Source organism: Streptomyces sp. NPDC028298 (assembly GCF_055565895.1).
Genome location: NZ_JBVHTL010000001.1, coordinates 1,515,482 through 1,540,140, shown reverse-complemented (window position 1 = coordinate 1,540,140; position 24,659 = coordinate 1,515,482). Strand labels below are relative to the sequence as shown.

Sequence of the window (24,659 nt, the reverse complement as noted above, 5' to 3'; positions counted from 1 at the left end):
TTCATTCCCCCAGGTCGAGAGTGAGTTTGGTGACGGCGAACGCCTCGGCGTAGCGCGCGTTGCTTTCGATGCCGCGGATGCGGGCCAGCCCGAGGAAGGCCTCCCGGTCGTACCAGGGCCGGTGCTGCTGCGAGGGGTAGTGCTCCTGCAGCAGCCGCACCTTCTCCTCGGCGGTCTCCGGCGCCAGCGGCTGGTACGCCGAGGGACGGCCGAGATCGCCGTCCCACTTGACGATCTCGTAGCCGAGCACGAGGTGGTCGCGGAACGCGGTGGTCATGAGCTTGGCCAGACCCCGGTGGTCCTGGTGCGCGTCGTCGGTGCGCGGGGCGAGGACCAGGTCCGGCTCCGTGGTCGCGCGCAGCTCCTCGACCGCGCCCTTGGCCTCGTCCCAGTGCGCGGGCAGCCGGCCGTCCGGCAGCTTGTGCACGGTCAGCGCGAGGTCGGCGCCCGGGCAGAAGGCGGCGAGCGCGGCCCGCTCCTCCTCTTCCCGCTCGCCCCCGCCCCCGCTGAGCACCAGCGCGTCGACGCGGAGGCCCGGATGTGCGCGGCACAGCGTCAGCAGCGTGCCGCCGGCGCCGATGGCGATGTCGTCGCAGTGCGCGCCCACCGCGACGATGCTGTTCAGGCGCCCGGCCCCGAGCCGGATCACGCGGTGCCCGCCGTGGCGCCGACCCGGCTCGCGGGCACCCGTGCCACGGTGCCGCCGTGCTCCCACACGGCCCACGGCCGGTCGCCCCGGGTGTAGGCCTCGTCGAGCGCGGCCCGCTCCTTCACGGTGTCGGTCGGCTTCCAGAAACCGCGGTGCTGGTGCGCCACCAGCCGTCCCTGCTTGGCGAGTTGGCCGCAGCCGTCGGCCACCAGGTCCCCGTTCTCCGGGATGTGGTCGAAGACCTCCTGACGGAGCACGAAGTAGCCGCCGTTCTCCCACAGCGGCATGTCGCTGACCGCGGTGATGCCGCCGACCAGGCCGTCCTCGCCCAGCTCGACGCAGTGGAACGAGGACTGCGGCGGGACCACCATCATCGACGCGCCGGCGTCGCGCCGGGCGAAGTTGTCGATCATCTCCGGCAGCGGGGCGTCGGTGAGCACGTCGGCGTAGTTGGCGAGGAACATCTCGTCCCCGTCCAGGTGGTGCCGCACCCGGCGCAGCCGCTCCCCGATGGGCGACTCGATGCCGGTCTGCGCGAACGTGATCGTCCAGTCGGCTATGTCGGTGGACAGCAGCTCGGTCCGACCGCCCCGCAGCACGAAGTCGTTGGACGTCGTCTCCTCGTAGTTGAGGAAGAAGTCCTTGATGTGGTGGGCCCCGTAGCCCAGGCACAGGATGAACTCCTTGTGCCCGAAGTGCGCGTAGTAGCGCATGACGTGCCAGATCAGCGGGCGCGGCCCGACCATCGCCATCGGCTTGGGCACGTCGTCGGAGGTTCCGTTGCGCATCCGCATCCCGTAACCGCCGCAGAACAGGACGACCTTCATCGCTTGACCTCGACAATGCTCAGTTCCGGAATGGGAAACACGAGTCGGCCGCCCCATTCGTGGACGAAGGACAACTGCTCGGTCAGTTCGGCCCGCAGGTTCCACGGAAGGACCAGGACGTAGTCCGGCTTGTCGGCGGCGATCCGCTCGGGCTCCAGGATCGGGATGCGGGTGCCCGGGGTGAACCGGCCGTGCTTGTAGGGGTTGCGGTCGACGGTGTACGCGAGCAGGTCGGGCCGGATGCCGCAGTGGTTGAGCAGCGTGTTGCCCTTGCCCGGGGCGCCGTAGCCGACGACCGTCTCGCCGCGCTCGGCGGCCTCGATGAGGAACCGCAGCAGATCCCGGCGCACCTTGGCCACCCGGGCGGAGAACTCGGTGTACCCGGACAGCTCCTGGAGCCCGGCGGCCTTCTCCCGGTCGAGCACCTCGGCCACGCGGGCGGAGGGCTCGCCCGCCACCTCGGCCGGGCGGGCCCACAGCCGGATGGAACCGCCGTGCGTGGGCAGCAACTCGACGTCCACCAGCGCGAGTCCGCCGCTCGCGAGCGCCCGGATCGCCGAGGCGACCGTGTAGTACTGGAAGTGCTCGTGGTAGATCGTGTCGTACTGGTTCTCCTCGATCAGGGTCAGCAGGTGCTGCACCTCGATGGAGACCCAGCCGTCGTCGGCGACCAGCGCGCGCAGCCCCTGGGTGAACCCGACCACGTCGGGGATGTGCGCGTACACGTTGTTGGCCACGACCAGGCCGGCCGGGCCGTGCTCGGCGCGCACGGCGGCGCCGGTCTCCGGGTCGAGGAACGCCGTGAGCGTGGGCACCCCCGCCTCGCGGGCCGCGGCGCCGACGTTCACCGAGGGCTCGACGCCGAGGCAGCGGATCCCCCGCTCCACCACGTGCTTGAGCAGGTACCCGTCGTTGCTCGCGACCTCGACCACGAAGGCGTCGGGGCCCAGGCCCACCCGTCGCACGGCGTCGTCGACGAACGTGCGCGCGTGCTCCACCCAGGACGTCGAGTAGGAGGAGAAGTAGGCGTACTCCGTGAACGTCTCCTCCGGCTTGATCAGCGGAGGGATCTGCGCGAGCCAGCAGTCGGTGCAGACCCGCAGGTGCAGCGGGTACGCGGGCTCCGGCTGGTCCAGTTGGTCAGCGGCGAGAAAGCTCTCGCACGGCGGCGTCGCCCCCAGATCGACGACGCTCGCCGTCGCGTGCGAGCCGCAGAGTCGGCATCGTGTCATGTACTGTCCCCATCCCCCTTGAACGCGCGGGTGTCCCCGCCGCGAGCATGTGCCGACCGTCCCGCGATCGCGGTCCGGTACTCCTCCAGCAGGCGCTCCAGCCCGACGGCCGGGCTGAAGCCCTGTTCGTATCGGCGCCGGGCCGCCCGCCCCATCTCCCGGTTGTCGTCCGGCCCGGCCGTGATCCGGCGCAGGCAGGACGCGAGCGAGGCGGTCTCACCCGGCTCGTGCAGCAGCCCCGTCACCCCGTCCTCGACGAGTTCGACGAAGGCGCCGTGACCGGCGGCGACCGTCGGGACCCCCGCCGCCATCGCCTCCACGACCACGAGGCCGAACGCCTCCAGCCAGGTGGAGGGAGCCACCACGGCGACCGACCGCGCGATCGCCCGCCGGCACTGCTCCTGGTCGTACAGGCCGACGTGGCGGACGTCGTCCCGGCCCGCGGCCCACGCGGTCACCTCGGGCTCCAGCGGCCCCGTGCCGGCGATCACGAGCGGCACGCCCACACCGCCCCCGGCGGCGAGTTCGTCCCAGGCGGCCATGAGCAGCCGTACGCCCTTGGCCTCCGCGAGCCGGCCCAGATAGAGCACGTGCTCGCCCGGGCCCTCCCGGCGGAGGCCCGGTTCGGGCACGAAGTTGTGCTTCACCGCCAGCTTCTCGGCCGGCATGCCCGCCCGCACCAGGACGTCGCGCTGCGCCGCCGAGATGCAGAAGAACCGCTCCACCCCGGTCCACCACCGCCGCCGGTTGACCGACATGCTGACCGCGAGCGGCACCGTCGCCAGCCGCGAGTTGCGGTAGCAGCCGTGCCGGACGGCGGGCAGCGGCGTGGACCCGACGCACTCGGTGCACGGCCGGCCGTCCCGCTGGAGCGTGCCGGGCGGGCAGATCTGGGTGTAGTTGTGCAGCGTGGCCACCGCGGGCACGCCGGCGTCGGCGCAGGCGGCCAGCACGGCGGGCGACAGGAGCGGGAAGACGTTGTGGACGTGCACCACGTCCGGCCGGTCGGCGCGCAGCCGGTCGGCGAGCTCCGAGCGGACCGCCGGGTTCCACGGCACCAGCAGCGGGACGGCCACCTTGCCCGGCAGGGACCGGGCGGCGATGTCGTCACTGCGCCGCTCGAACGTCTCGACCCGGTGGCCGGCCTCCCGCAGCAGCGCCACCTCCGCGTCGACGACCTTGTTCTCGCCGCTCGGCTGCGCCGAGGCGTAGCGGTTGTGCACCACGAGGACGTGCATGCTCAGATCGCCTCCGTTCGCTGGGCCCATCGCGGGACGTGTCGTCGGGGAAGCCGGGGTCCCGGCGGGGGAGCCGCCCGGTCGGGCGTCGCCAGCAGCGAGGCGGCCACGGCCAGGTGCAGCAGGTACGGCGAGGCGTCGCCGAGTCCGGCCTCGGTGTACGAGGCGATCGCGCAGTAGCTGATCAGGAAGATCGCGCAGGCCCTCGACAGCGACGGCGGCCGCAGCAGCGCGACACCGCCCAGCACGACGATGATCGCGGCCACCAGCCCGACGCCGATCACTCCCTGCTCGTTGAAGACGGCCAGCCAGCTGTTGTCGATGGGCAGCCCGTCGAAGGACTTGTCGCCCAGACCGGCGCCGAACAGGTACTCGGTGGTCGACCGGGGCTCCGCCAGCAGGGCGTGCCAGACCTTGGCCCGGCCGGTGAGGCTGGAGAAGTTCTCCTGGCTCTGTCCGCGCAGGAACCACGTCTGCAGCGCGGAGGCGAACCCGACCGCGGCCACCGTGCCGATCGTCACCGCCCAGGTGAAGAACCGGCGGGCGGCGCCGCTGGTGAGGATGAGCGAGCCGATCGCCAGCGCCAGCCCGAGGAGCAGCCCGAGCGTGGCCGTGCGGGTGTGGGTCAGGGCCAGCAGGACCAGGGAGGGCACGATGACCACCGCCGCGCTGGTCCGGTCGGTCCGGCGGCCGAGCAGGAGCAGCACGGTCAGTCCGATGATGACCGCCGCGTACTGCCCGATCTGGGGCGGGGTGAGCGGCCAGAGCGCGCCGACCAGCCGTCCGCCGTAGAGGTCGGGCAGGGCCGCGCCGGGCGAGGCGACCAGACCGGCGGCCACCGTCCCGAGCACCGCCAGATACATCCGGATGTGATGCCGTACGAACGTCTCGTCGCCGTCCCACCAGCGGCTGACCAGCCACAGCGTGCCGACGAAGAGGGCCAGCCGGAAGCAGCGGAACAGGGCGCCGAACCCGGACTCGAGATGCATGCTGGAGATCACGCTCATCACCAGGAGCAGGGTGAGCAGGAACAGGTAGGCGCTGGTCCTGATGCGCAGCCGGAGATTGACCGCGAGGGCCAGCGCGAACGCGGTGACCAGCGCGCCCATGGTGACCATCTGGATGAGCGAGCGGGGGAGCGGGACGATCGTCTTCGCCCCGGCGGACCCGAGGGTGTTGAGGATCAGCAGTCCCCAGACGGTCCCGATGATCTTCGGTGTGCGGTCCGTGTTCATCTCAGCCACCGTCCTGGCTGCGGAAGGTGCTGCCCGCGTCCTGCAGGTACGGCGGCTCCTGCCACTGGCCGGAGTCGAGCACCCGGCTCGGGTCGTGGGCGACGAACCTCCACGGTCCGACGTAGGTGTTGTCGTGCCAGCGGTTGTGCTGCTTCCCGGTGATCGCCTCCGCCACCCGCTCGCCCTGGTACGGGGACCAGTCCGGGTAGGTGCCGTAGTTGGCCAGTACCGCCATGCGGTCGCACTTGACCGTGCAGCCCACGACGGACTTGTCCAGCGCGAAGCGGTTGTTGTGGATGTCCACCCGCTGGGTCCGCCAGCGGCAGTCGGTGTAGAGCGGTTCGGCGGCGATCCCCGGCCGGGCGCAGCGGTGCATGTCCTTCACCAGCAAGGTGCAGTCCCCGGACGAGGTGTTGGCCGGGCTGTTGCAGAACCGGTCGGCGTTCTCCCACAGGGTGATCCCGGACCAGTTGTCCTTCAGCACGTTCTGGTAGATCTCGATCCTGTCCGTGCGGGCGTGGACCCGCGGTTCGCCGCCGGACTCGGAGATGTAGACGGTCGCGAACGGGAAGTTGTCCCCGCGGTCCGCGTACTTGCGGCCCTCGACCCAGTTGTTCCGGCGGATCATGTTGTCGCGGACGACCGCGTTGTAGCTGGTCTCGTAGATCAGCGCGGCACCGTCGTTGGCCTCCAGCACGTTGTCCTCGATGAGGAAGTCGTTGTTGTTCGTGTCCGCCCACAGCCCGGTCCCGCGGTTGTCGTGCACCCAGTTGCCGCGTATGTCGGCGCCGTCGACGGCCCAGAACTTGACGCCCCCGGTGCAGCCGCAGCCCGGCCGCTTCCGCTCCCAGTCGTCCGTGTTGTTGCCGACGATCTCGTTGCCCTCCAGCACCAGGCCGGTGATGCGGCCACTGCCCTTGTACGCGTTCACGCCGTACTGGCCGTTGTCGCGCAGGCAGTTGGCGCGGACCTGCTGGCGGGCCCCGGCCATCAGGCCCGCACCCGAGTTGTGCTGGATCGTCGCGTGCTCGATGACCCAGCCGTCGGCGGAGTCGTGGTTGACCACGCCCTCGTCGCGCGGGGCGACGAAACCCTGCACGGTCAGATAGCGGATGGTGACGTCCGGGGCCGTGCCGGCGAACGCGTACTGGTTGGTCCCGCGGCCGTCGAGGACCGCGCCCGGCGCGCCGACGTAGACGTCCCCCTTCTTCGGGAGGACCTGGGCGTAGCGGTCCGCCTCGAGCCGGTGCTTGCCCGGCTCGAGCCAGAACGTGGTGTTCGCCGGGCTCTTCTTGGTCTTCTCCGCCAGGTCACCGGGCTTCGAGGGGTCGACCGTCACCGCGCCCGCCGGCGCCTTCGCCGGTCCGGCCGCGGGCTTGGCGCACATCCGGGCCACGGACGACGAGGGCCCGGCCGTCGGCTTCAGCCGCGCGTCCTGCGAGCTGTCGCAGCCGGTCGCCGCCGGCAGGGCCAGTGCCAGCAGCGCGGCCGGCAGCGCCCAGTGCCGCCAGTTGATCGCCAAGCGTCCTTCCTCCCTAGCCGTGGAACCTGAGTACGGTGGTGAACCCCTGCGTGCCCTCGGCGACGCCGGTGCCGACCAGCGTGGTGGCGGGTTCCTTGCGCCCGAAGCCGGCGGAGTACCAGCCCAGCGGCGGTTCGCTCTCGCCGCGGTGCGCCCGCCAGGTCAGCCGCGCGGGCAGGTCGAGCTCCGCGGAGCGCTCCTCTCCGTCCGCGGCCCAGGTGAGCCGCGCCCGGTCGCCCTCCAGCTCCGCGGTGACCGCGGGGCCCAGGTGGAAGGCCAGGCGTACGTCCCGGCGCGGGCCGCGCACCTCGTCGAACACCGTCAGCTCCCGGCTCCCGGCCGCCAGTTCCACCAGGCGGCGGTGCACCGAGCCCGGGTAGCCGTCGTGCTCGGCGCACCAGCGGGAGGTTCCCCCGGCCGGGGCGCCGGAGGCGTCCGCGACCAGGACGCGGCTGCGGGCGTGCCGGGTCCACAGGAACGGGCCGCCCGAGACGGACTGGTCACCGCCGTCGAGTTCCAGCGTGTTGTGACCGAGCGTGGAGCGGAAGTACCGCCGCCACTCGGGCTGCCCGTGGTAGCAGAAGGTGCCCGGGTCGGCGAGCACGTCGACCCCGTCGTGCCGGACCTCCACGGACAGCGCGTCGGCGTGGGCGTGCGCGGCGATGGACAGGAATCCGTGCGGACCCCCGTCGCAGCGGACCCAGATCTCCTCCGGGCCGCGCAGGACGGTCATGCCCGCGTCCGCGAAATGGGCGGGCCGTTCCGCGGGCCGGGCCACGGCCGGTGCGGTGTCCTTCCGCGCGTACGGCCGGATGAACGCGGCCAGCAGCGGGGTGCGCACGTCGGTCCCGGTCACCGTCGGCCACCAGTCGAGCCGGCCGAACACGGCGTCCCCGGTGGCGAGCAGCGAGGCCCAGCGGTCGGTGCCCGCGCCGTCCACGATCAGACCGTGGCCGTCGTCCGCGTCGCCCTGGCGCGGAGGCCGCAGCCGGTTGTCCACGACGGCCGCGAGCGCGTCCGTCATGCGCAGCAGCACGAGCCGAACCGTCGTGGGGACCTGGACGCCCGCCGCGTCCGCCTCGGCCACGGCGGCCAGACCGAGTTCGAGGACCAGGCCGTGGTACTCGGTGGCCAGCTCCCGGTTGAGGCCGGAGAGGAAGGTGTTGCCCCGCAGCTCCCGCTCCAGCGACCGCAGGGCGTCGGACCGCCAGCGCGCCGAGGAGGGGAACCATCCGAACGCGCAGGCCGCGGCGAACTGCCCGGCGGTCTCCGCGATGACGTGGTTGTTCGCCGAGGACCCGCGGCTGGGGAAGGCGGCCAGCCAGCGCTGGTGGTGCCAGATCTGGTTCAGCGCCACCGGGTTGTCCTCGAAGAGGGCGGCCGCGCCCTGCCAGCCGTCGAGCAGCCGGCGCACCCACACCCAGGACAGCAGCCGGATGCCCAGCTCGATGCCGCTGGTCCAGTGCACGCCTTGCAGCGGCGGGTTGACCTCCCACCACGACCGCAGATGCCCGGCGACCCGCTCGGCGTACCGCTCGTCCCCGGTGAGGGCGTAGGCGGCGGCGAGCACGGTGAGGTACTGGTGCCGGGAGGGCTCCCAGATCTGCTTGATGTCCCCGACCGCGTCCTCGTCGCGGTACGGCACGTCGAAGGCGTACACCTGCGGGGCCCGGCGTCCGGTCTTCGGGTCGTACGACCAGTCCGGGTCGGCCAGGTCGTCGCGTTCCACCCCGAAGAACTCGGCGTGCCCGTCCATCAGCCGGTCCGCCTCGGCGACCAGACGCTTCACGGCGTCCGGCGCCACCTCGGCGAGCGTGCCCGCGGGCAGCGAGGCGGTGAACCGGGCGCCGGTCACGTCAGGGCAGTCCGGTGGCGCCGCACGCCACCGCCGCCTGCGGACCGCGTCGCCCGCCCGGCCGGAGACCTCCAGCGGCCCCATCCGGGACAGACGGCGCAGGTACCAGCCCGCGCTCATGGTCATCGGGCGCCCGCCAGCGTCACCGGCACGCCGCCGGCCAGGCCGGTCCGCACGGCGAGGGTGGCCGCCGTGGTGGCCACCAGCGACTCCAGCGGCACCGGCATCGGACCGCCGGTCCTGACGGCCTTGACGAACGCGGCCAGTTCGGCCGACTGGCCCTTGTCCCGGGCCTTCGGCAGCCGCGAACTGACCCACCGCTTGCGTCCGTACACCGAGGCACGGACGAAGTCGTCGAGCCGCAGCACCTTGCCGTCCGCGACGAGGTCCAGCGTCTCCTTGGGGAAGCCGGGCGCGCCCGAGGTGACGTAGCTGATGGTGGCGGTGGACTCGTCCGGGTAGCGCAGGACGACCTGGAGGTCCTCGTTGCCGGAGGAGGCGACCGCGTACACGGACAGCGGGTCGGCGCCGAGCAGCCAGCTCGCCGTGTCGATGAAGTGCCCGCCCTCGCCGACGAACCGCGAGCCCTCGGCGCCCTGCTGGAGGTACCAGCTCCCCTGCGCCAGCCGGCCCGCGTTGACCAGATAGCGCAGGCTCGCCGGGCCGGTCCGGTCGCCGAACCGGCTCCGGGCCTCCTGGAGCAGCGGCGAGAACCGGCGGTTGAAGCCCACCTGCAGACGGTCGTTGCCGGACTCCTCCACCGCCGCGAGCACCCCGGCCAGCTCCTCCTCGGTGAGGGCCAGCGGCTTCTCCACGAACACGGTCTTGCCGGCGAGCAGCGCCTGCCGGGTGAGTTCGGCGTGCGAGCTGTGCCGGGTGACCACGAAGACCGCGTCGATGGACTTGTCGCCGAGCACCGCGTCGAGATCGGTGGTCGCCTCGGCGAAGCCGAACTTGCGCTGCGCGTTGGCCGCGGACAGCGCTGTCGTCGTGACGACCGTCGAGAGTTCGACGCCGTCGCGCCGCGCCAGATGCGGCAGCAGCATCGACGTCGCGTAGTTGCCCGCGCCGACGAACGCGAGGCGCACCGGCGTCTTCGCGGCCCGGACCGGAGCGGACGCCCCCTCGCCGCCGCCCCGCTTCACCGCGGGCACGGCCAGTACCGGTGCGGTCGCCGGGGTCTCCGTGCTCTCCGCCTCCGTCTCCGCGTCCTGCTCCGGGTACCGGAACAGCACGGCCACGGCCTTCAGTTCGCCTTCCTTCAGGCTCCGGTACGTCTCGACGGCCTCGTCGAACGCGGCGATGTGGGAGATCAGGGGCTCCACGTCGACACGGCCGCGGGCGGCGAGGTCGAGGAAGCACGCAAGGTTGCGGCGCTCGGTCCAGCGCACATAGCCGATCGGGTAGTCCCGCCCCTCCAGCTCGTACTCCGGGTCGTAGCGGCCGGGTCCGTAGCTGCGGGAGAACCGGACGTCGAGTTCCTTCTCGTAGTACGCGTTCCACGGCAGGTCGAGGCGGCACTTGCCGATGTCGACGACCCGCCCGCGGTCACGGCAGAGCCGGGCGGCGAGCTCGACGGGCTGGTTGCTGCCGCCGCCGGCCGCCAGGTACACCTGGTCCACGCCGTGGCCGCCGGTGAGTTCGGCGACGGAGTTCTCCACGGCCGCGGACGAGGGGTCGCCGCAGGCCGCCGCGCCCAGACGCTCGGCCAGCTCGCAGCGTGCCGGGTCCGGGTCGACCCCGACGACACGGACGCCCGAGGCGGTGAGGAGCTGCACGACCAACTGCCCGATCAGACCGAGACCGATGACCAGCGCCACCTCGCCGAGCCGCGACTCGCCCTGACGGACACCCTGCATCGCGATCGACCCGACGGTGCCGAAGGCCGCGTGCCGCGGCGCGAGACCGTCCGGCACCGGGGCGTAGAGGTTCTTCGGCACCCAGTTCAGCTCGGCGTGCAGCGCGTGCTCGTTGCCGGCACAGGCCACCAGGTCGCCGACCTTCACGTCGTCGATCCCGGCGCCGACCTGCTCGACCACCCCGCACAGCGAGTAGCCCAGCGGCGTGTACGAGTCCAGTTTGCCCATCACCTTGCGGTACGTGGCGGGCACCCCGTTGGTGGCGACGCTCTGCATGACCTTGGCGACCTGGTCCGGCCGGGAACGGGCCTTGCCCAGCATCGACATGCCGGCCTCGGAGACCTTCATGAGCTCCGTACCGGTGGAGATCAGCGAGTAGGCGCTGCGGACGAGCACACCGTCCGGCTTGCATCCCGGCACCGGCACGTCGAGCAGCGCCAGTTCACCGCTCTTGTAGTTCTGTACGACCTGTTTCACCGAAGTCCTCTTGTCTCTACTGTCTCTACGCCGTCGCTGTCTCTACGCATGCACGGGAGAGTGCCGGCCGGCCCCGGAGGTCGCGTCGCGATACCAGTACTCGAGGGTCAGCACATGCCACAGGTGCTTGGAGAAGTCCCGCTGCCCGGAGGCGTCCTCGGCGACCATGCGCGCCAGCGCGTCGCGGCGCAGCAGCCCGGACCGGACGAGCTCGCCGTCGTTCACCACCTCGCGCACCAGCGGCGCCAGATCCCGGCTCATCCAGGCCCGCAGCGGGGCACTGAAGAGGCCCTTGGGCCGGTACACGATCTCCCGGGGCAGGACCGAGGTGGCCGCCTCTTTCAGGACGGCCTTGCCCTGCCGCTTGACGATCTTGCGGTCGCCGGGCACCGCGAACGCGGCCCTGACCACCTCGACGTCCACGTACGGCACCCGCACCTCGGTCGACGCGGCCATGCTCGACCGGTCGGTGTAGGCGAGGTTCAGGCCCGGCAGGAACATCCGGGCGTCGCCCAGGCACATGCGGTTGACGAAGTCGTCGAGGTCGTTGTCCTCGTAGACGTCCGCGTGCTCGGTCAGCACGTCGTCGACCGTCCCGGCCAGGTCCGGATCGATCAGGTCGAGCAGCTCGGCCCGGTCGTACATGGTGTAGCTGCGCCGGAACGCGGTCTCCTCCGGCAGATCGGCGAAGGACAGGAACCGCTTGGCGAAGCGCACCGAGCGGTACCCCCGGCGGGCCGAGGCGACCGGCAGCCGGTCCACGGCCGCGGACACACCGCGCCGCAGGGGCCGCGGGACCCGCTGGTAGCGCAGCGCGATCACGTTGGCCAGGTGCTTGCGGTAGCCGGCGAACAGTTCGTCGGCGCCCATCCCCGAGAGCATCACCTTGACCCCGGCCTCCCGGGCCGCCGAGCAGATCAGGAACGTGTTGATCGCTGCGGGGTCGCCGATCGGCTCGTCCAGATGGTGCGTCATCCGCGGCAGCAGGTCGAGCACGTCCGGGGCGATCTCGATCTCGTGCAGGTCGACGCCGAACTGCTCGGCCACCTGCCGGGCGTAGCGCAGGTCGTCCGGCATCGCCTCGAACTTGGCGTCCTCGGCCCGGAACCCGATCGTGTAGGCGGAGATCCCGGGCCGGTCGCGGGCCGCCAGCGCGGTCAGATAGCTGGAGTCGAGCCCCCCGGAGAGGAAGGTCGCCACGGGCACGTCGGAGAGCAGATGGCGCCGGGTCGACTCCTCCACGACGGCGGCGATGTCCGGCACGTCGCCGGCGAGGGCACGCTCCCGGCCCTCGGCCGCGACCTCCCGCAGGTTCCAGTACCGGCCGCGCTGCACCGCGCCGTCGGGCCGGAACCGGATCCAGCTCCCCGGCGGCAGCTTCTCCGCCTCGCGGAACGCGCACCGCGAGTCCGGCACCCAGTAGTACAGCAGCGACGCCACCAGCGCCGCGTGGTCCACCTCCAGCGACCCGCCGGTCACGGCGGCCAGCGCCTTGAGCTCGGAGGCGAACACGAGGCCGCCGCCGCGCCGGAGCAGGAACAGCGGCTTGATGCCGAGCTGGTCGCGGGCGAGCGTCAGTTCACCGGTCCGCTCGTCGAAGACGCCGAAGGCGAACATGCCGCGCAGCCGGGGCAGACAGTCCGTGCCCCAGCGCCGCCAGGCCTCCAGCAGCACCTCGGTGTCGGAGGTGCCGCGGAAACGCACCCCCGAGGCCTCCAGCTCGGCACGCAGCTCGGGCGCGTTGTACAGCTCGCCGTTGTACGTCAGGACGAGGCCGTTCGAGACCATCGGCTGGGCACCGGTCTCGGACAGGTCGATGATGGCCAGCCGGCGGTGCCCGAGGTGCACCTCGCCGTCACCGGCGGCGTGGCTGTAGTGGCCCGACCCGTCCGGACCCCGGTGGGCGAGCGTCTCGGTGAGCCGGTCGGCCACGGCCTTGCCGTCGGGCCATCGGTAAGTACCCGCGATGCCACACATGTCCTACCGTGCCTCCTGGTCGCTGTCCGGGACGCGGGCGGCCCACATGGGCTGCCGCTCCGTCCGCCGGGCCGTCCCGCTCTGCCGTGCCGACCGCTCGTCCTGGCCGCGCAGCGCGGTGCTCAGCCCGTCCCACAGCGTGCCGTCGGTCCGGTCACGCGGATCGGGGTCGATCAGCACGACTCCGATCACCGCGATCCGCTGGTCCGCGAGCTGCCGTGCCACGGTGTGCAGCCATGCCGAACTGCCGTGCCCGGCCCGTACGACGAGGACGGTCCGCGTGCCCAGGTGGCGCAGGTCGGTCCACGCGGTGCCCGGTGCCACCGAGCCGACCCCGACCCTGCGGTCCTGGTGCGGCAGGGACCCGGCGGTCTCGGCGCCGACCACCGTCGGGTCGCCCGGCTTCGGGCGGCGCTTGGCGAGCTGGGGGCCCGGCAGGCCGTCGACGACGACCACCGGTCCGTCCGCCGCCAGCGCCCGGGCGAGGTCCAGGGCGATCGCGCTCGTGCCGCGCGCACAGCCCAGTTCGAGCAGCGACACCGGTTCCGCGGAGCCGCGCGCGGTGCGCGCCAGCGACGTGGTGAGCCGTTCGCGTGCCACCCGCACCCGCCGGCGCCGCCCCAGCCGGCCCTTGCGACGGGGCAGCTCGGCGACGACCGAGGCGCCGAGGTTCGACGCGATCTCCCGGCGCAGCACCGGGCGGTCCGCCACGACCGAACCGACGGCGGCCACCGCGAGCCCGAGGACGAGGCCGAGGACGAGCCCGATGGCGCTGTTGGTGGCGGCGGCCTTGGGCAGCGAGGCACGCACCGCGCTCGGCGCGTCCACGATCTGTGTGCCGGCGATGAGCTGCGGCGTGCCGATGCGGGCCTCCGCGGCGCGCTGGCCGAAATCGGTGATCCGCGAAGTGAGTTCGGCCCGGCGGGCGAAGAGGGACTCCAGGTCCGCCGACGCCGTCGGCCCGCTCTGCGCGGAACCGTCCCCGATCGCCTTGTTGACCTTGGTGAGTTCGCCCTGCAACCGGTCACGCTGGTCGAGCAGGGCCTTGGCCTCGGCGTCCGCGGCCGACCGGATCCGCTTCACGTGGTCCGCGACGAACGCGTCCGCCAGCGCCTTGGCGCGGGCCTCCGCCTGTGCGTCGCTGTCACCCGTCACCGTGATCTGGAGCAGGTTGTTGGTCACCCCGACCCCCGAGTAGTCCCGCATGAAGTCCTCGGGCTTCTCCGAGGAGTGCAGGGACTTCAGGGCCTCGCCGGCGATCCGTGTGGTCTGGAGCAGCGCGACGTCGGTGCGGATCAGCGTCCCGGGGTCGTTCGGCTGGTCCTCCTGGTGCGCGACCAGGACCTTGGTCACCGCGGTCGGCGGCGCCGGCAGCAGGACCGCCACCGCCGCGCCCACGAGCAGCCCCAGCAGACCGGCGGCACACCAGAAGCGGCGCCGTCTGCGCACCGCCACCACCAGCGCCTGCAGGTCCAGCAGCGGAGCGGAGGCCGACGACTCCGATGTCGTACTCGTCGTCACCCTGAACTTCCCTTCACGTCGTGGCCGACCGCGAGCAACGGCGGGGCCGCGTTCCGGGGACGGCCGGCGGACCGCGCCGCGACGGCGCGGACCATGCCGGCGAGGACGACGCCGACGACCTCGTGCTTGGCGTCCGCACAGGCCTCGGCGATTCCGGCGAGCTCGGCCGCGGTCCAGTTGCCGGGGCTGAGCACGACCAGTGCGCCGGACTCGCTGCCGCGGTCCGGCACCAGCGGCTGGGACGGCGAGACCCCCAGCGTCCGCAGGACCGGATCGCCTCCGGCCTCGGCGACGAGCCGGCCGGCCGCGAGGCGGGCGGTCTCGTCGCCGTCCGGGACGAGGACCAGCAGCCGCCGCGGGGCCGGCAGCCGGTCCCGCAGCCGGGCGCACACGCGCTGGTAGCGGATCTGCCTGCTGACCTCGTCGACCGAGGCCTGCGGGGCGGGGACGTCCCAGCGGACGTCGACGCCCAGCAGGCGACGGATCCCCGCACGCGAGCCGCCGTCCTCCGGCCGGTGCGCGGGCCGCTCGGCGGGCACGTCGACGGTGCCCAGCAGCTCCGCGTTCAGCGCCGCGGCGATCTCCGGCTGGGTGCGCAGCCGGCGGCTCATGCGGGCCGCGGTGAGATGGCCGACGACTCCGAGGAGGAAGAACAGCAGCGCCCCGGCGACGACGAGCTGGATCCGCGTCGGCGGTGCCTCGCCGGTCGGCCGGGGGGCCGAGCCCATGACGACCATGTTGGCCTTGGCGGCGGCGGGGTCGGCCTGGTCCAGCTTGCTGAGGGCCTCCTGCAGCGTGGTGCGCAGCTTCTCCAGCTCCGTGCGGGCCTGCACGCTCTCCACGGTCTGGCCGGGATCGGCGGCGTCGGCCAGCTCGGTGATGCGCTTGCCGGTCTGGATCACCGTCTGCTGCAGGGCCTCGCGCTGCGCCGCGGTGTCGGGGTCGGTGTTGTTGTCCGCGACCCGCGCGGCGAATGTGACGAACTGCCGGGCCACCTGATCGGCGACCCGCTGAGCGCGTTCCGGGGTGTCGGCCGTGCCCGAGATCTTGATGATGTTGCCGTCGGCGGTCTTCGCGCCCACCTGGTCCCGCAGGTCGCTCTTGGCGGCCCCGGTCCAGTGCAGCGCGTCGGCCGCCGCGTCGACCACCACCGAACTGGTCGCGATCTCCTGCTGGGTCAGCAGTTCGCGTTCCTCCCAGGCGCCGGGCAGCAGGACCGACGCCGACGCCGTGTAGCGCGGCGGGAAGAGCAGCGAGGTGCCGTATCCGGCGAGCGCGCCCACCAGGGCGAGCGCGGCGAGGAGCCGCCAGCGCCGACGGATGATCCGGCCGATCGTGACCAGGCGAATCGTGTCATCGTTCAACGGTGCGGCCTCCGCCCTGTGCACGGTCCGGGCCGCCCGCCGGAGCGTCGTCGCCGCAGGCCGCGGCGTAGGCGGCGAGCAGGGACGCCTGCGAGTTCCGCCACGAGAGCGGGCCGCTGATCCGTTCCTGGCCGATCTTGCCCATCAGGGCCCGCTTCTCCGGATCGTCCAGCAGCAGCGCGACGAGCCGAGCGAACTCGCTCTCGTCGTTGGCCGGCGCGTAGACGGCCGCGTCACCGGCGGAGACGCGGGCCTCGCGCAGGTCGAAGGAGACGAGCGGCCGGCCCATCACCATGTACTCGAGGACCTTGTTCATGGTCGACACGTCGTTGAGCGGGTTGTGCGGGTCGGGGGAGAGGCAGACGTCCGCCGTGGACAGGTAGCGCACCAGATCCGCGTCCGGGATGCGCCCGGTGAACTGCACCTGGTCCGCCAGCCCGAGCTCCCGCGACAGCTCGACCATCGCGTCGAAGGTGTCGCCGCCACCGACGAACACCGCGTGCCAGTCGGTCCGGCCGACCTCGTCGCGCAGTTTCGCGAGGGCCCGCAACGCGTAGTCGACGCCGTCCTGCGGTCCCATCACCCCGAGGTAGCACAGCAGATGGGGCTTGCCGCGCTTCAGCTCCGGCTCGGGCGGCACGGGGTGGAACCGGTCGATGTCGGGCGCGCTGCGCACGACGAAGACGTCCTCCGGCCGCCGGCCGCCACGGCGCACCGCGGTGTCCTTGTAGCTCTCGTTCGTGGCGAGCACGACGTCCGCGGCCCGGTAGGTCATCCGTTCCAGCGCGCACACGCCGCGGTAGAGCAGGTCCTCGCCGCGGCCGAACCGCGAGAGGTACAGCTCGGGCACCAGGTCGTGCTGGTCGAAGACGAACCGCGCACCGCGCCGCTTCAGCCAGCGCGCCGGCAGGAACAGCAGGTCGGGCGGATTGCAGGCGTGCACCACGTCGACCGGCCCGATCTTCCGGGCCAGCCGCATGGTGTGCCACAACGCCGATCCGTACTCCCGCAGATAGCCGGCCGGCCCGCCGGTGGCGGCGCGCAACGGGTAGCGGTGGATCCGCACCCCGTCGATCACCGCCTCCGGCTCCGTGTCCCGCTTGCTGCCCTGAGGACAGATGACGTGGACCGTCCAGCCCGCGTCGCGCAGGGTCGTGCATTCCTGCCACACCCGTCGGTCGAACGGCACCGACAGGTTCTCCACCAGGATCAGCGCGCGCCGGCCAGGCCGGTCGCCGCTGGTCGAGTCACCAAGCAAGGCCCATGTATCCCGGTTCGGCCCGGCGCGCGTCGGCGTCGGGGAGATGGATGAGATCGACGATCACGGGACCGTCGCCGTGGGGAAGCGCCGACAGCACGGCCGGGTCCTTCGTCCCCACCAGGCAGACCTCGGCGTGTTCGAGCACCTCGTCGACGGAGTCCGCGAGGAGCTGCGCGAGGTGCGGCAGCCGGGTCTCGATGTACTCGCGGTTCGCGCCGAGCAGCCGCGAGAGGCTCACGTTGGCGTCGTGGATGCGCAGGTCGTAGCCCTTGCCGAAGAGCCGCTCCGCCAGTTCGACCAGCGGGCTCTCGCGGAGGTCGTCGGTGCCGGGCTTGAAGGACAGCCCGAACAGGCCCACCTTGCGCTTGCCGGTGCGCTCGACCAGCTCCACCGCACGCTGCAGATGGTCGGCGTTGGAGGGCAGCACGTGGGACAGGATGGGCACCGACACGTCGGCCCGCTGCGCCGCGTGGACCAGGCTCCGCAGGTCCTTGGGCAGGCACGAGCCGCCGAAGGCGAAGCCGGGCCGCAGGTAGGCCGGGCTGATGTTGAGCTTGCGGTCGGCCAGGAACACGTCGATGACCTGGTGCGAGTCCACCCCGAGCGCCTGGCACACCGCGCCCAGCTCGTTCGCGAAACCGATCTTGAGGCCGTGGAACGCGTTGTCCGCGTACTTGATCGCCTCGGCCACCGGGATCGGCACCCGGAACACCTCGCCGGGCAGGCCCTCGTACAGTGCCGCCACCACGTCGCCGCTCGCCGCGTCGAGTTCGCCGATGACGGTCTTCGGCGGGTCGAAGAAGTCCCGCACGCTCGTGCCCTCGCGCAGGAACTCCGGGTTGACCGCGACCCCGACGTCCACGCCGGCCGTCCCGCCGACGTACTTCTCCAGGATCGGCAGCAGCAGGTTCAGGCAGGTGCCCGGGAGCATGGTGCTGCGGAACACGACGGTGTGCCGGCCGCCCCGCTCGGCCAGCGCGGCACCGATCTCCTCGGTGACCCGCTCCAAGTACGTGGTGCACAGACTGCCGTTGGGCTCCGAGGGCGTGCCCACGCAGATCAGCGACACCTCGCTGTTGGCGATCGCGTCACGGACGTCGGTGGTGGCGCGTAAGGCCCCGCTCCCCACGACGTCGGCGACGAGCTCGCCGATCCCCTCCTCGACCACCGGGGCCTTGGCGTCGTTGACCAGGTCGACCTTCACCTGGTTGACGTCGACGCCGATGACCTCGTGGCCCTGGCCGGCCAGGCACGCGGCCGACACACAGCCCACGTAGCCGAGCCCGAAAACGCTGACCTTCATGACCCGTTCCTCCCCCAGGGCAGACCCTTGCGGTCTGCCGTACCCGCACCTGCCGGACGACGCCCTCCGCGCATCAATAGGCCCCCTGCCCGTAGAGCACCGCACGCAGCGTCTTCCACAAGATCACTGTGTCCAGGGCGAGCGACCAGTCCTCCACGTACCGGAGGTCCAGCCGCACCGCCTCCTCCCACGACAGGTCGCTGCGTCCGCTGATCTGCCACAGGCCGGTCAGCCCGGGCTTGACCAGCAGCCGCCGCCGGATGTCCGGGCCGTACGCGGCGGACTCCTCCGGTAACGGAGGCCGCGGACCGACGAGCGACATCGATCCGGCCAACACATTGAGAAGCTGCGGGAGTTCGTCGATCGAGTACCGGCGCAGCACTGCTCCGACCCGGGTCACCCGCGGATCCCGGCGGACCTTGAACAACAGGCCGGCACCTTCGTCGAGGCCGGCCAGTTCCGCACGCGCCTTGTGGGCCCCGGAGACCATGGTGCGGAACTTGAGGATCGTGAACTCGCGGCCGTTCTTGCCGACCCGGCGCTGGCGGTAGAACGCTCCGCCCCGGCTGTCCAGCATCACGAGCAGGGCGACGAGCACCATCAGCGGCGCGAACAGCAGCAGCAGGACGGCCGCGCCCAGCCGGTCGACGACCACCTTGACCGCGCGGCGGCCGCCGGTGAAGGTCGGCATGCTGACCCGCAGCAGCGGGATCCCGAGCACCGCGTCGACGTGCAGCCGCGGACCGGCCACCTCCATCAGCACGGGGGCCACGACCATCTCCGCGTCGCTGCCCTCCAGGTTCCAGGCCAGCCGTTGCAGCCGGTCCGGCGACCAGTGCGGGTCCGGGGTGACCGCCACGACGCGGTAGCCGTCGCGGTGCACATGGTTCGCGACGTCCGCCAGCCGGCCCACGACCGGCACTCCGTCGAGCTGGTCACCGTCGAATCCGTGACCGTCCGTCGTGCAGACCGCCTCCACCCGCCAGCCGAGGTGCGGGAACTTGCGGGTGCGGGTGACCAGATCGCGCACGGTGGCGGGGCTGCCGGCGGCGAGCACCGGTCGCAGACACCGGCCTTCCTTCCGCTGCTTGTGCAGCCACAGCCGCAGCAGATAGCGCACCGTCATGGTCACGATCGCGATCGCGGGGATCGCGACGAAGATCCAGAGTTTGATGTTGCGCGAGGTGAGGGCGATCCCGCCGAGCGCCAGGACCACGGTCGCCGCGAACAGCGAGCGTCCCAGCCGGCGGAATTCCTCCGCGCCCTGGCCTAAGACGGCCGGAGCCCACGCACGGCTCACCGCCAGTGCCCCCAGCACCAGCAGTTCGGTGCCGAACGCGAGGATGCCCCACTTCTCATGCCAGTTGGCCGCGTCCCGGGCACCGAAGAAGTTGCCGATGGACGCCACGACGACGGCCGTGGCGACCATGTCACTCGTGATCACGGTACGGCGGTAACGCTGCTCCCAGTCGGTCGCAGGCTGATGCATCGCCCCGTCCGTCAGACGCTCGCGCGCAGACGGAAACGGACGTACTAGTCCCCCTTGCCGCACAGAACCCCCCAGGTTCCAGTGGTTCGACGTGTTCGCCTAACACTGTTTCTCGCCACCGGGAGGCACCCCCGCCCCCCGTGCCGCGCCGCGCTGTTCCTCCCCCCGGGAGGCCCCCGCCTCCCGCGCCGCGCTGTGTGTCCGGAATCCCCGTGGAGAAGCCGGGTGCTCCCCGCACCCGAACCCGTCAGGGTTCCGAGGACCGACCGCCCCCGTGTCTGGCGTCCAGGAGGCCAATGCTGGCATTCCTGGCGCCGGACCTATAGATCATTATTGGTCGCCTCATGTCCGAACAGCTGAAGCACGGTCAATCTAGACCATCAGGGCCGCTATGAAGAGGGGGATGTGTGGAATTTGTGTTCAAGATTTGGTGCCGGTTCCGCCGACGGTTGTCCCCCTCCGGGCGCTTTGACCCCACCGTGCCCTTGAGCAGCACTTCCTCGGCGGGCGGCCGTTGACGATCGACGAGCCTCAACAGGCCTTCCACAGAGCACAGTTCGGCAAACCGGCCGATGTGGAACCGTCGCCCTCGGCGTCGCTCAGAGCCAGTCGCGCCGTTTGAAGACGATGTAGAGGCTCGTGCACGAGAGCCTGACAACCCGCCCGGCGGAATGCCGGGCGGGCCGCTCTGTCCGATGCGTCAGGCCGCCGTGACTCAGCTCTCCAGGTCGGGCCGCTCGGTGACCCGGATCGAGTTCACCAGGGACTTGCCGTGGAGGGCCGACAGCCGGACGTTGAGTTGGCCGTCGGTGACCTTGACCGTGAGGGTCTTGGCCAGGGCCGTGTACGTGCCCGTCTCCAGCGCGACGTCGAGGTTGGAGACGAACTCCTTGCCCTCGGCGAGCACGTCGAAGACCCTCGCCCCCGGCTTGGTGCCCTTGACCTCGGCGAAGCCCAACTCGACGCGGTAGACGCCGTTCGGGACGTTGTCGAAGCGGTACTCCAGCGCGCCGGTGCGGGCGGTGGAGTACAGCGCCTGCTCGTTCGTGCCGGAGATGGTCTTCGTCGTACCGATGCTGTTCGTGGTGCCGATGGAGCCGTAGGAGCCGGCCGCGTAGGCGTGGTCCGGTGCCCAGGTGTCACCGAGCCGGTCCGTCACCGAACCGGTGGATCCGGTGTCGAGCGCCGTCTGGTAGGCCGGGACGACGAGCTTCAGCGGAACCTCGACGACGGGCGCCCTGCCGCTCTCCGACGAGATGAGCAGGGTGTCGGTGAGAACCGAGCCCGGGGTCGCGCCCTTGGTGTCGAAGACCAGGTTCAGCTTCTGCTCGGCGCCGGTGGGCAGTTCGCCGGAGGTGGTCGTCATCGTGACCCAGGCGGCGCCGTCCTTCTTCTTCACCGTGTAGGCGGTGGCGGCGCCCGTGTTGCTCAGGGTCAGCGCGCGGGTCCGTTCCTGGTCCGCCGGGACGATCACGTTGAACTGCGCCGTGGAGGTCGCGACCTGGCCCGTCTTCAGAACGGCGTCGGCCACCGCGATGCCCCTGGCCGCCAGCTTGCGCTCCGCCGTGGCACCCGCGTAGTGGTCCGCGGAGACCGCGATGTCGTAGCCGGACTCCGTGGTGCCCGCCGGGACCTGGACGAGATAGCTGCCGTCGGCGCCCGTGGTGCCGGTGGCGACGTCCTTGCCGCCCTGGCCGACCTTCACGGTGGCGCCCGCCACGGGCTTGCCGTCGTTGTCGTCGGTGACCGTGCCGGAGACGACCGCGCTCTTGCCGGTGCTGAAGGAGACGCTCAGACCATCGGTGACGGATCCCTTGTTGTACGAGTACATCAGGGCGTCCGTGCCGTTGTCGTTCTCGACGCCGATCGTGGCGCTGGATCCGTTCTCGTAGGTGCCGCTGCCGATGTCCTTGTAGTGGTAGGAGACGGTGCCGTCCTCACCGATGACCGCGGAGAAGGTGATCCGCTGGGTCGGCGCCGAGATGAACGTCACGTCCCGCCACTCGACGACCACCGAGCGGTGCGGCGCGGTGCCGCGGGACGCCCAGTAGACGCCGGAGGCACTGGAGGCGGAGTCGATCTGCAGGTTGTCCCAGAAGGGGTAGAGAGCGCCGTTGGGAACGCTCGTGGACGGCAGGCTGATGTTCGCCGAGGTGATGCTGGAGGTGCCGAACGCGAGCACGCCCTTGACGGTGGCGGTGGCGGATCGGTAGGTCCTTCCGTACAGCGCGACCGGGAACGGCAGATCGAGGGGGGCCGAGCCGGTCGTGGGGCTGTTGACGGCCAGTTTCGTGTCGCCGGTCGGGAAGGCGCCCGTGCCGACCTGGCAGGTCGTGCCGAAGGCGTCCGCCCGGCTGTCCAGGTAGAAGTCCTTGTCGGCCGCGGCGGTCAGTTCCACTCTGGCGGTCGTCCCCGTGGCACAGAGGCTGACCGGGGTGACGGCGATGGTGTACGTACCGGCCGGCAGGGTCAGTGTGTACGTGCCGTCGGCGGCCGAGACCGCCTTCACGGGGGTGCCCTGGACCACGATGCCCGCTCCGGCCTCGGCTCCGGCCTCGGTCGTCACCTTGCCGGTGAGGGTCGCGCTGGGCGCCTGTTCCAGAGTGAAGTCCTTGGTCGTCGTCTCGCCGTCGACGATCGTGACGGTGGACTCGGTGGGACGGAAGCCGAACTTGGAGACGGTGATCTTGTAGTCGCCGACCAGTATCTTGGCCAGGGCGTAGGAACCGTCCGCGCCGGTGGTGAGGGTGGACTTCATCGGTCCGTCCAGCGTCACGGTGGCACCGGCGACGCCCGCGTCACCGGAGACGACCTTGCCGCCGAGCGTGCCGAGCGCACCGCGCGGGGTGGCGCTGACCGCGGCGTACGCGTCCAGACGGCCCTCGCCCCAGACGTTGTTGTCGGCCGCGGTGCCACCGCAACTGGTGTCGTCGGTGTCGATCGCGGTCTCGTTGAGGATCTTCTCCGTCTCCGCGACGTTGCCGCGGAGAGAGGGGGAAGCCGCCCACATCAGCGCCACGGTGGCGGCGGTGTGCGGGGAGGCCATCGACGTACCGGACATGACGGCGTAACCGCCGCCGGGCGCGGCCGAGCGGATGTTGACACCCGGTGCGGCGATGTTCGGCTTGATGGTGCCGGCCTCACCGGTGCCACGCGAGGAGAAGGGCGCGATGACGTTGTCGCTGTCGAAGGCGCCTGAGGCGTAGGTGTTGGTATACGCGCCGGGCGAGCCCGCGGTGTTGCAGCCCGCGGTTCCGTTGTTGCCGTTGGAGAAGGCCGGGAAGATGCCCGCGTCACGCCACGACTGGACGGTGTCCTTGTACCAGGTGTCGATGATGTCGGCACCCCACGAGTTGTTGATGACGTCCGGCGCGAGGTCCGGGCGCGGGTTGGCGCCGGAGGAGTCCGTGGGGGCGACCATCCACTGGCCCGCGGCAAGCAGGGCGTCCTGCGAACAGGAGCTGGTTCCGCAGCCCTTGGCCGCGATCCACTGGGCACCGGGCGCGACGCCGATCTGGTTGCCGGCGCCGTCGTCGCCGACCATGGTGCCCGTCGTGTGGGTGCCGTGGCCGTGGTTGTCGCAGGGCGCGGAGCTCGGGCAAGTACCTGTGAAATCGGCCCAGTTGTACGCGTGATCGTAGGTGCCGTCCACCTTCAGGCCCCGGTACTTGGACGCGAGGGCCGGGTGGTCGAACTGGACGCCGGTGTCGATGCTGCCCACGACGATGCCTTCACCGCGGATGCCCAGGTCGTTCCAGACCTTGGGGGCATTGATCCGGTCAATACCCCACTCGACGGAGTTGGTCCGGGGCTCCTTGGTGCCGGGCAGCGGGTCGGGAAGCTCGACCGGGTCGTCGGCCTCGATGGTGGCCACGTCCGAGCGGGCCGCGATCTTCTCGGCGAGCGCCTTGTCACCGGTGATCTTCACGGTGTTCGAGATCCAGAACGACTTGTGCTTCGCCCCGGCCTCCTCGGCCAGCGCGATGACCCCGGCCTGGGACTTCTTGGCGAACGCGGTCTTCGTCCGGTAGACGGCACGGCCCTTCGCCGTCTTGCCCTTCGCCGCACGGGCGGACGCGTCGTCCGCTTCCTGCGCGAAGCCGACCCAGAAGGTCACCTTCTTCCGGTCGGCGAACTGCTCGAGCACCTTGCCCTCGGACTTCGCCTGGTAGGCGGAGTACGGGGTGGGGTCCGTCTGCGCCTGGGCCGGCAGGGTTCCGACCACCAGGGGCACCGCCGTCATCGCGGCGGTGACGAAGGTCGCGGAGGACCGCCGTCTGAGACGTGTGAAACGTCCGAACACGAGCTCTCCTTAAGAGGAGTCGGTTGAGGAGCTCCCGCTCATGGGGGGAGCGCTCCCATAGGCGTGGCGTGGCGCCACTGACAGCCGTCGCTGCCCGCTGGGATGGGGTGTGGGGATGCAAGCAACTGGGCTGGCGGGGTGGATCCTGAGTCACGCGGGGCGGATGACGCAAGGCTGCCGAACGACCACCGAGAGCCATGCTGACGTTCATCTCCCGTCCGCTTTCCGCGGGAGCGCCGCCTGCCGTCGGTGCCACGTTCCGCTGCTGCCCGCCGCTGTCGACACCCGACGGCGAGGCTGCTCGAAATCTCCTCGTTCAGGGCGCTGACCAGCCAGTCATCGACGCCAGAAATGCCTTGCCCGGCCTGGGCCGGCCGGCCCAGGAGCAGCACCGGAAGTGGTCGCGTGCGCCGTTCGTCGCGGCGGGGCGGCAGCGCCCAAGTGCGTCCGGCCGGCGCGGATCGGGGCCCGGTGGCGGTGAGTCGCCAGGCGAATGACCGCCACCGTGCAGAGGCCGATCAGTTGCCCGGCAGGACGGAGGATGCCG

At 71.6% G+C, this 24,659-nt stretch carries 14 protein-coding genes and 1 pseudogene; all 15 read right to left on the bottom strand.

Features of this window, described 5'->3' with window-relative positions:
- Position 1 precedes the first annotated feature (1 nt).
- A complete protein-coding gene (locus ACZ4TO_RS06745; protein ID WP_468023605.1) occupies positions 2 to 649 on the bottom strand; it encodes a PIG-L deacetylase family protein in 648 nt (215 codons plus the stop codon).
- The gene (locus tag ACZ4TO_RS06740) at positions 646 to 1,476 is read right to left on the bottom strand and encodes a sugar phosphate nucleotidyltransferase (protein WP_359018786.1); all 831 of its coding nucleotides are present in this window, start codon (positions 1,474 to 1,476) and stop codon (positions 646 to 648) included. Before ACZ4TO_RS06740 ends, ACZ4TO_RS06745 begins: the two co-directional genes overlap by 4 nt.
- Positions 1,473 to 2,708: a class I SAM-dependent methyltransferase gene (locus ACZ4TO_RS06735; RefSeq protein WP_468023604.1), complete on the bottom strand. Its 1,236-nt coding sequence runs from the start codon at positions 2,706 to 2,708 to the stop codon at positions 1,473 to 1,475. Before ACZ4TO_RS06735 ends, ACZ4TO_RS06740 begins: the two co-directional genes overlap by 4 nt.
- Positions 2,705 to 3,946, bottom strand: coding sequence for a glycosyltransferase (locus ACZ4TO_RS06730; protein WP_468023603.1), 1,242 nt, complete (start codon positions 3,944 to 3,946; stop codon positions 2,705 to 2,707). Before ACZ4TO_RS06730 ends, ACZ4TO_RS06735 begins: the two co-directional genes overlap by 4 nt.
- 2 nt (positions 3,947 to 3,948) lie before the next feature.
- On the bottom strand, positions 3,949 to 5,181 hold the full coding sequence (locus tag ACZ4TO_RS06725; RefSeq protein ID WP_382788398.1) for an O-antigen ligase domain-containing protein: 1,233 nt from the start codon (positions 5,179 to 5,181) through the stop codon (positions 3,949 to 3,951).
- Between the two features lies 1 nt (position 5,182).
- On the bottom strand, positions 5,183 to 6,703 hold the full coding sequence (locus ACZ4TO_RS06720) for a right-handed parallel beta-helix repeat-containing protein (protein WP_468023602.1): 1,521 nt from the start codon (positions 6,701 to 6,703) through the stop codon (positions 5,183 to 5,185).
- Between the two features lie 13 nt (positions 6,704 to 6,716).
- Positions 6,717 to 8,684, bottom strand: a complete 1,968-nt coding sequence (locus ACZ4TO_RS06715; protein WP_468023601.1) for a heparinase II/III family protein — start codon at positions 8,682 to 8,684, stop codon at positions 6,717 to 6,719.
- Positions 8,681 to 10,894: a bi-domain-containing oxidoreductase gene (locus ACZ4TO_RS06710; RefSeq protein WP_468023600.1), complete on the bottom strand. Its 2,214-nt coding sequence runs from the start codon at positions 10,892 to 10,894 to the stop codon at positions 8,681 to 8,683. Before ACZ4TO_RS06710 ends, ACZ4TO_RS06715 begins: the two co-directional genes overlap by 4 nt.
- A gap of 42 nt (positions 10,895 to 10,936) precedes the next feature.
- Entirely contained in the window at positions 10,937 to 12,871 is a 1,935-nt protein-coding gene (gene asnB, locus ACZ4TO_RS06705) for an asparagine synthase (glutamine-hydrolyzing) (RefSeq protein ID WP_385041197.1), read from the bottom strand.
- Positions 12,872 to 12,874: 3 nt separating this feature from the next.
- Positions 12,875 to 14,392: a Wzz/FepE/Etk N-terminal domain-containing protein gene (locus ACZ4TO_RS06700; RefSeq protein ID WP_468023599.1), complete on the bottom strand. Its 1,518-nt coding sequence runs from the start codon at positions 14,390 to 14,392 to the stop codon at positions 12,875 to 12,877.
- Positions 14,389 to 15,756, bottom strand: coding sequence for a Wzz/FepE/Etk N-terminal domain-containing protein (locus ACZ4TO_RS06695; protein WP_468023598.1), 1,368 nt, complete (start codon positions 15,754 to 15,756; stop codon positions 14,389 to 14,391). Before ACZ4TO_RS06695 ends, ACZ4TO_RS06700 begins: the two co-directional genes overlap by 4 nt.
- Positions 15,753 to 17,014 (bottom strand): annotated as a pseudogene (locus tag ACZ4TO_RS06690) (glycosyltransferase family 4 protein). Before ACZ4TO_RS06690 ends, ACZ4TO_RS06695 begins: the two are co-directional and overlap by 4 nt.
- Positions 17,004 to 18,320 (bottom strand): nucleotide sugar dehydrogenase, encoded by a 1,317-nt coding sequence (locus ACZ4TO_RS06685; protein ID WP_382788384.1) that lies wholly within the window; start codon positions 18,318 to 18,320, stop codon positions 17,004 to 17,006. The pseudogene ACZ4TO_RS06690 and the gene ACZ4TO_RS06685 overlap by 11 nt, the downstream one beginning before the upstream one ends.
- Before the next feature lie 73 nt (positions 18,321 to 18,393).
- A complete protein-coding gene (locus ACZ4TO_RS06680; protein ID WP_382788382.1) occupies positions 18,394 to 19,872 on the bottom strand; it encodes a sugar transferase in 1,479 nt (492 codons plus the stop codon).
- Between the two features lie 652 nt (positions 19,873 to 20,524).
- Entirely contained in the window at positions 20,525 to 24,112 is a 3,588-nt protein-coding gene (locus ACZ4TO_RS06675) for a S8 family serine peptidase (protein WP_468023597.1), read from the bottom strand.
- Between the last annotated feature and the right edge of the window lie 547 nt (positions 24,113 to 24,659).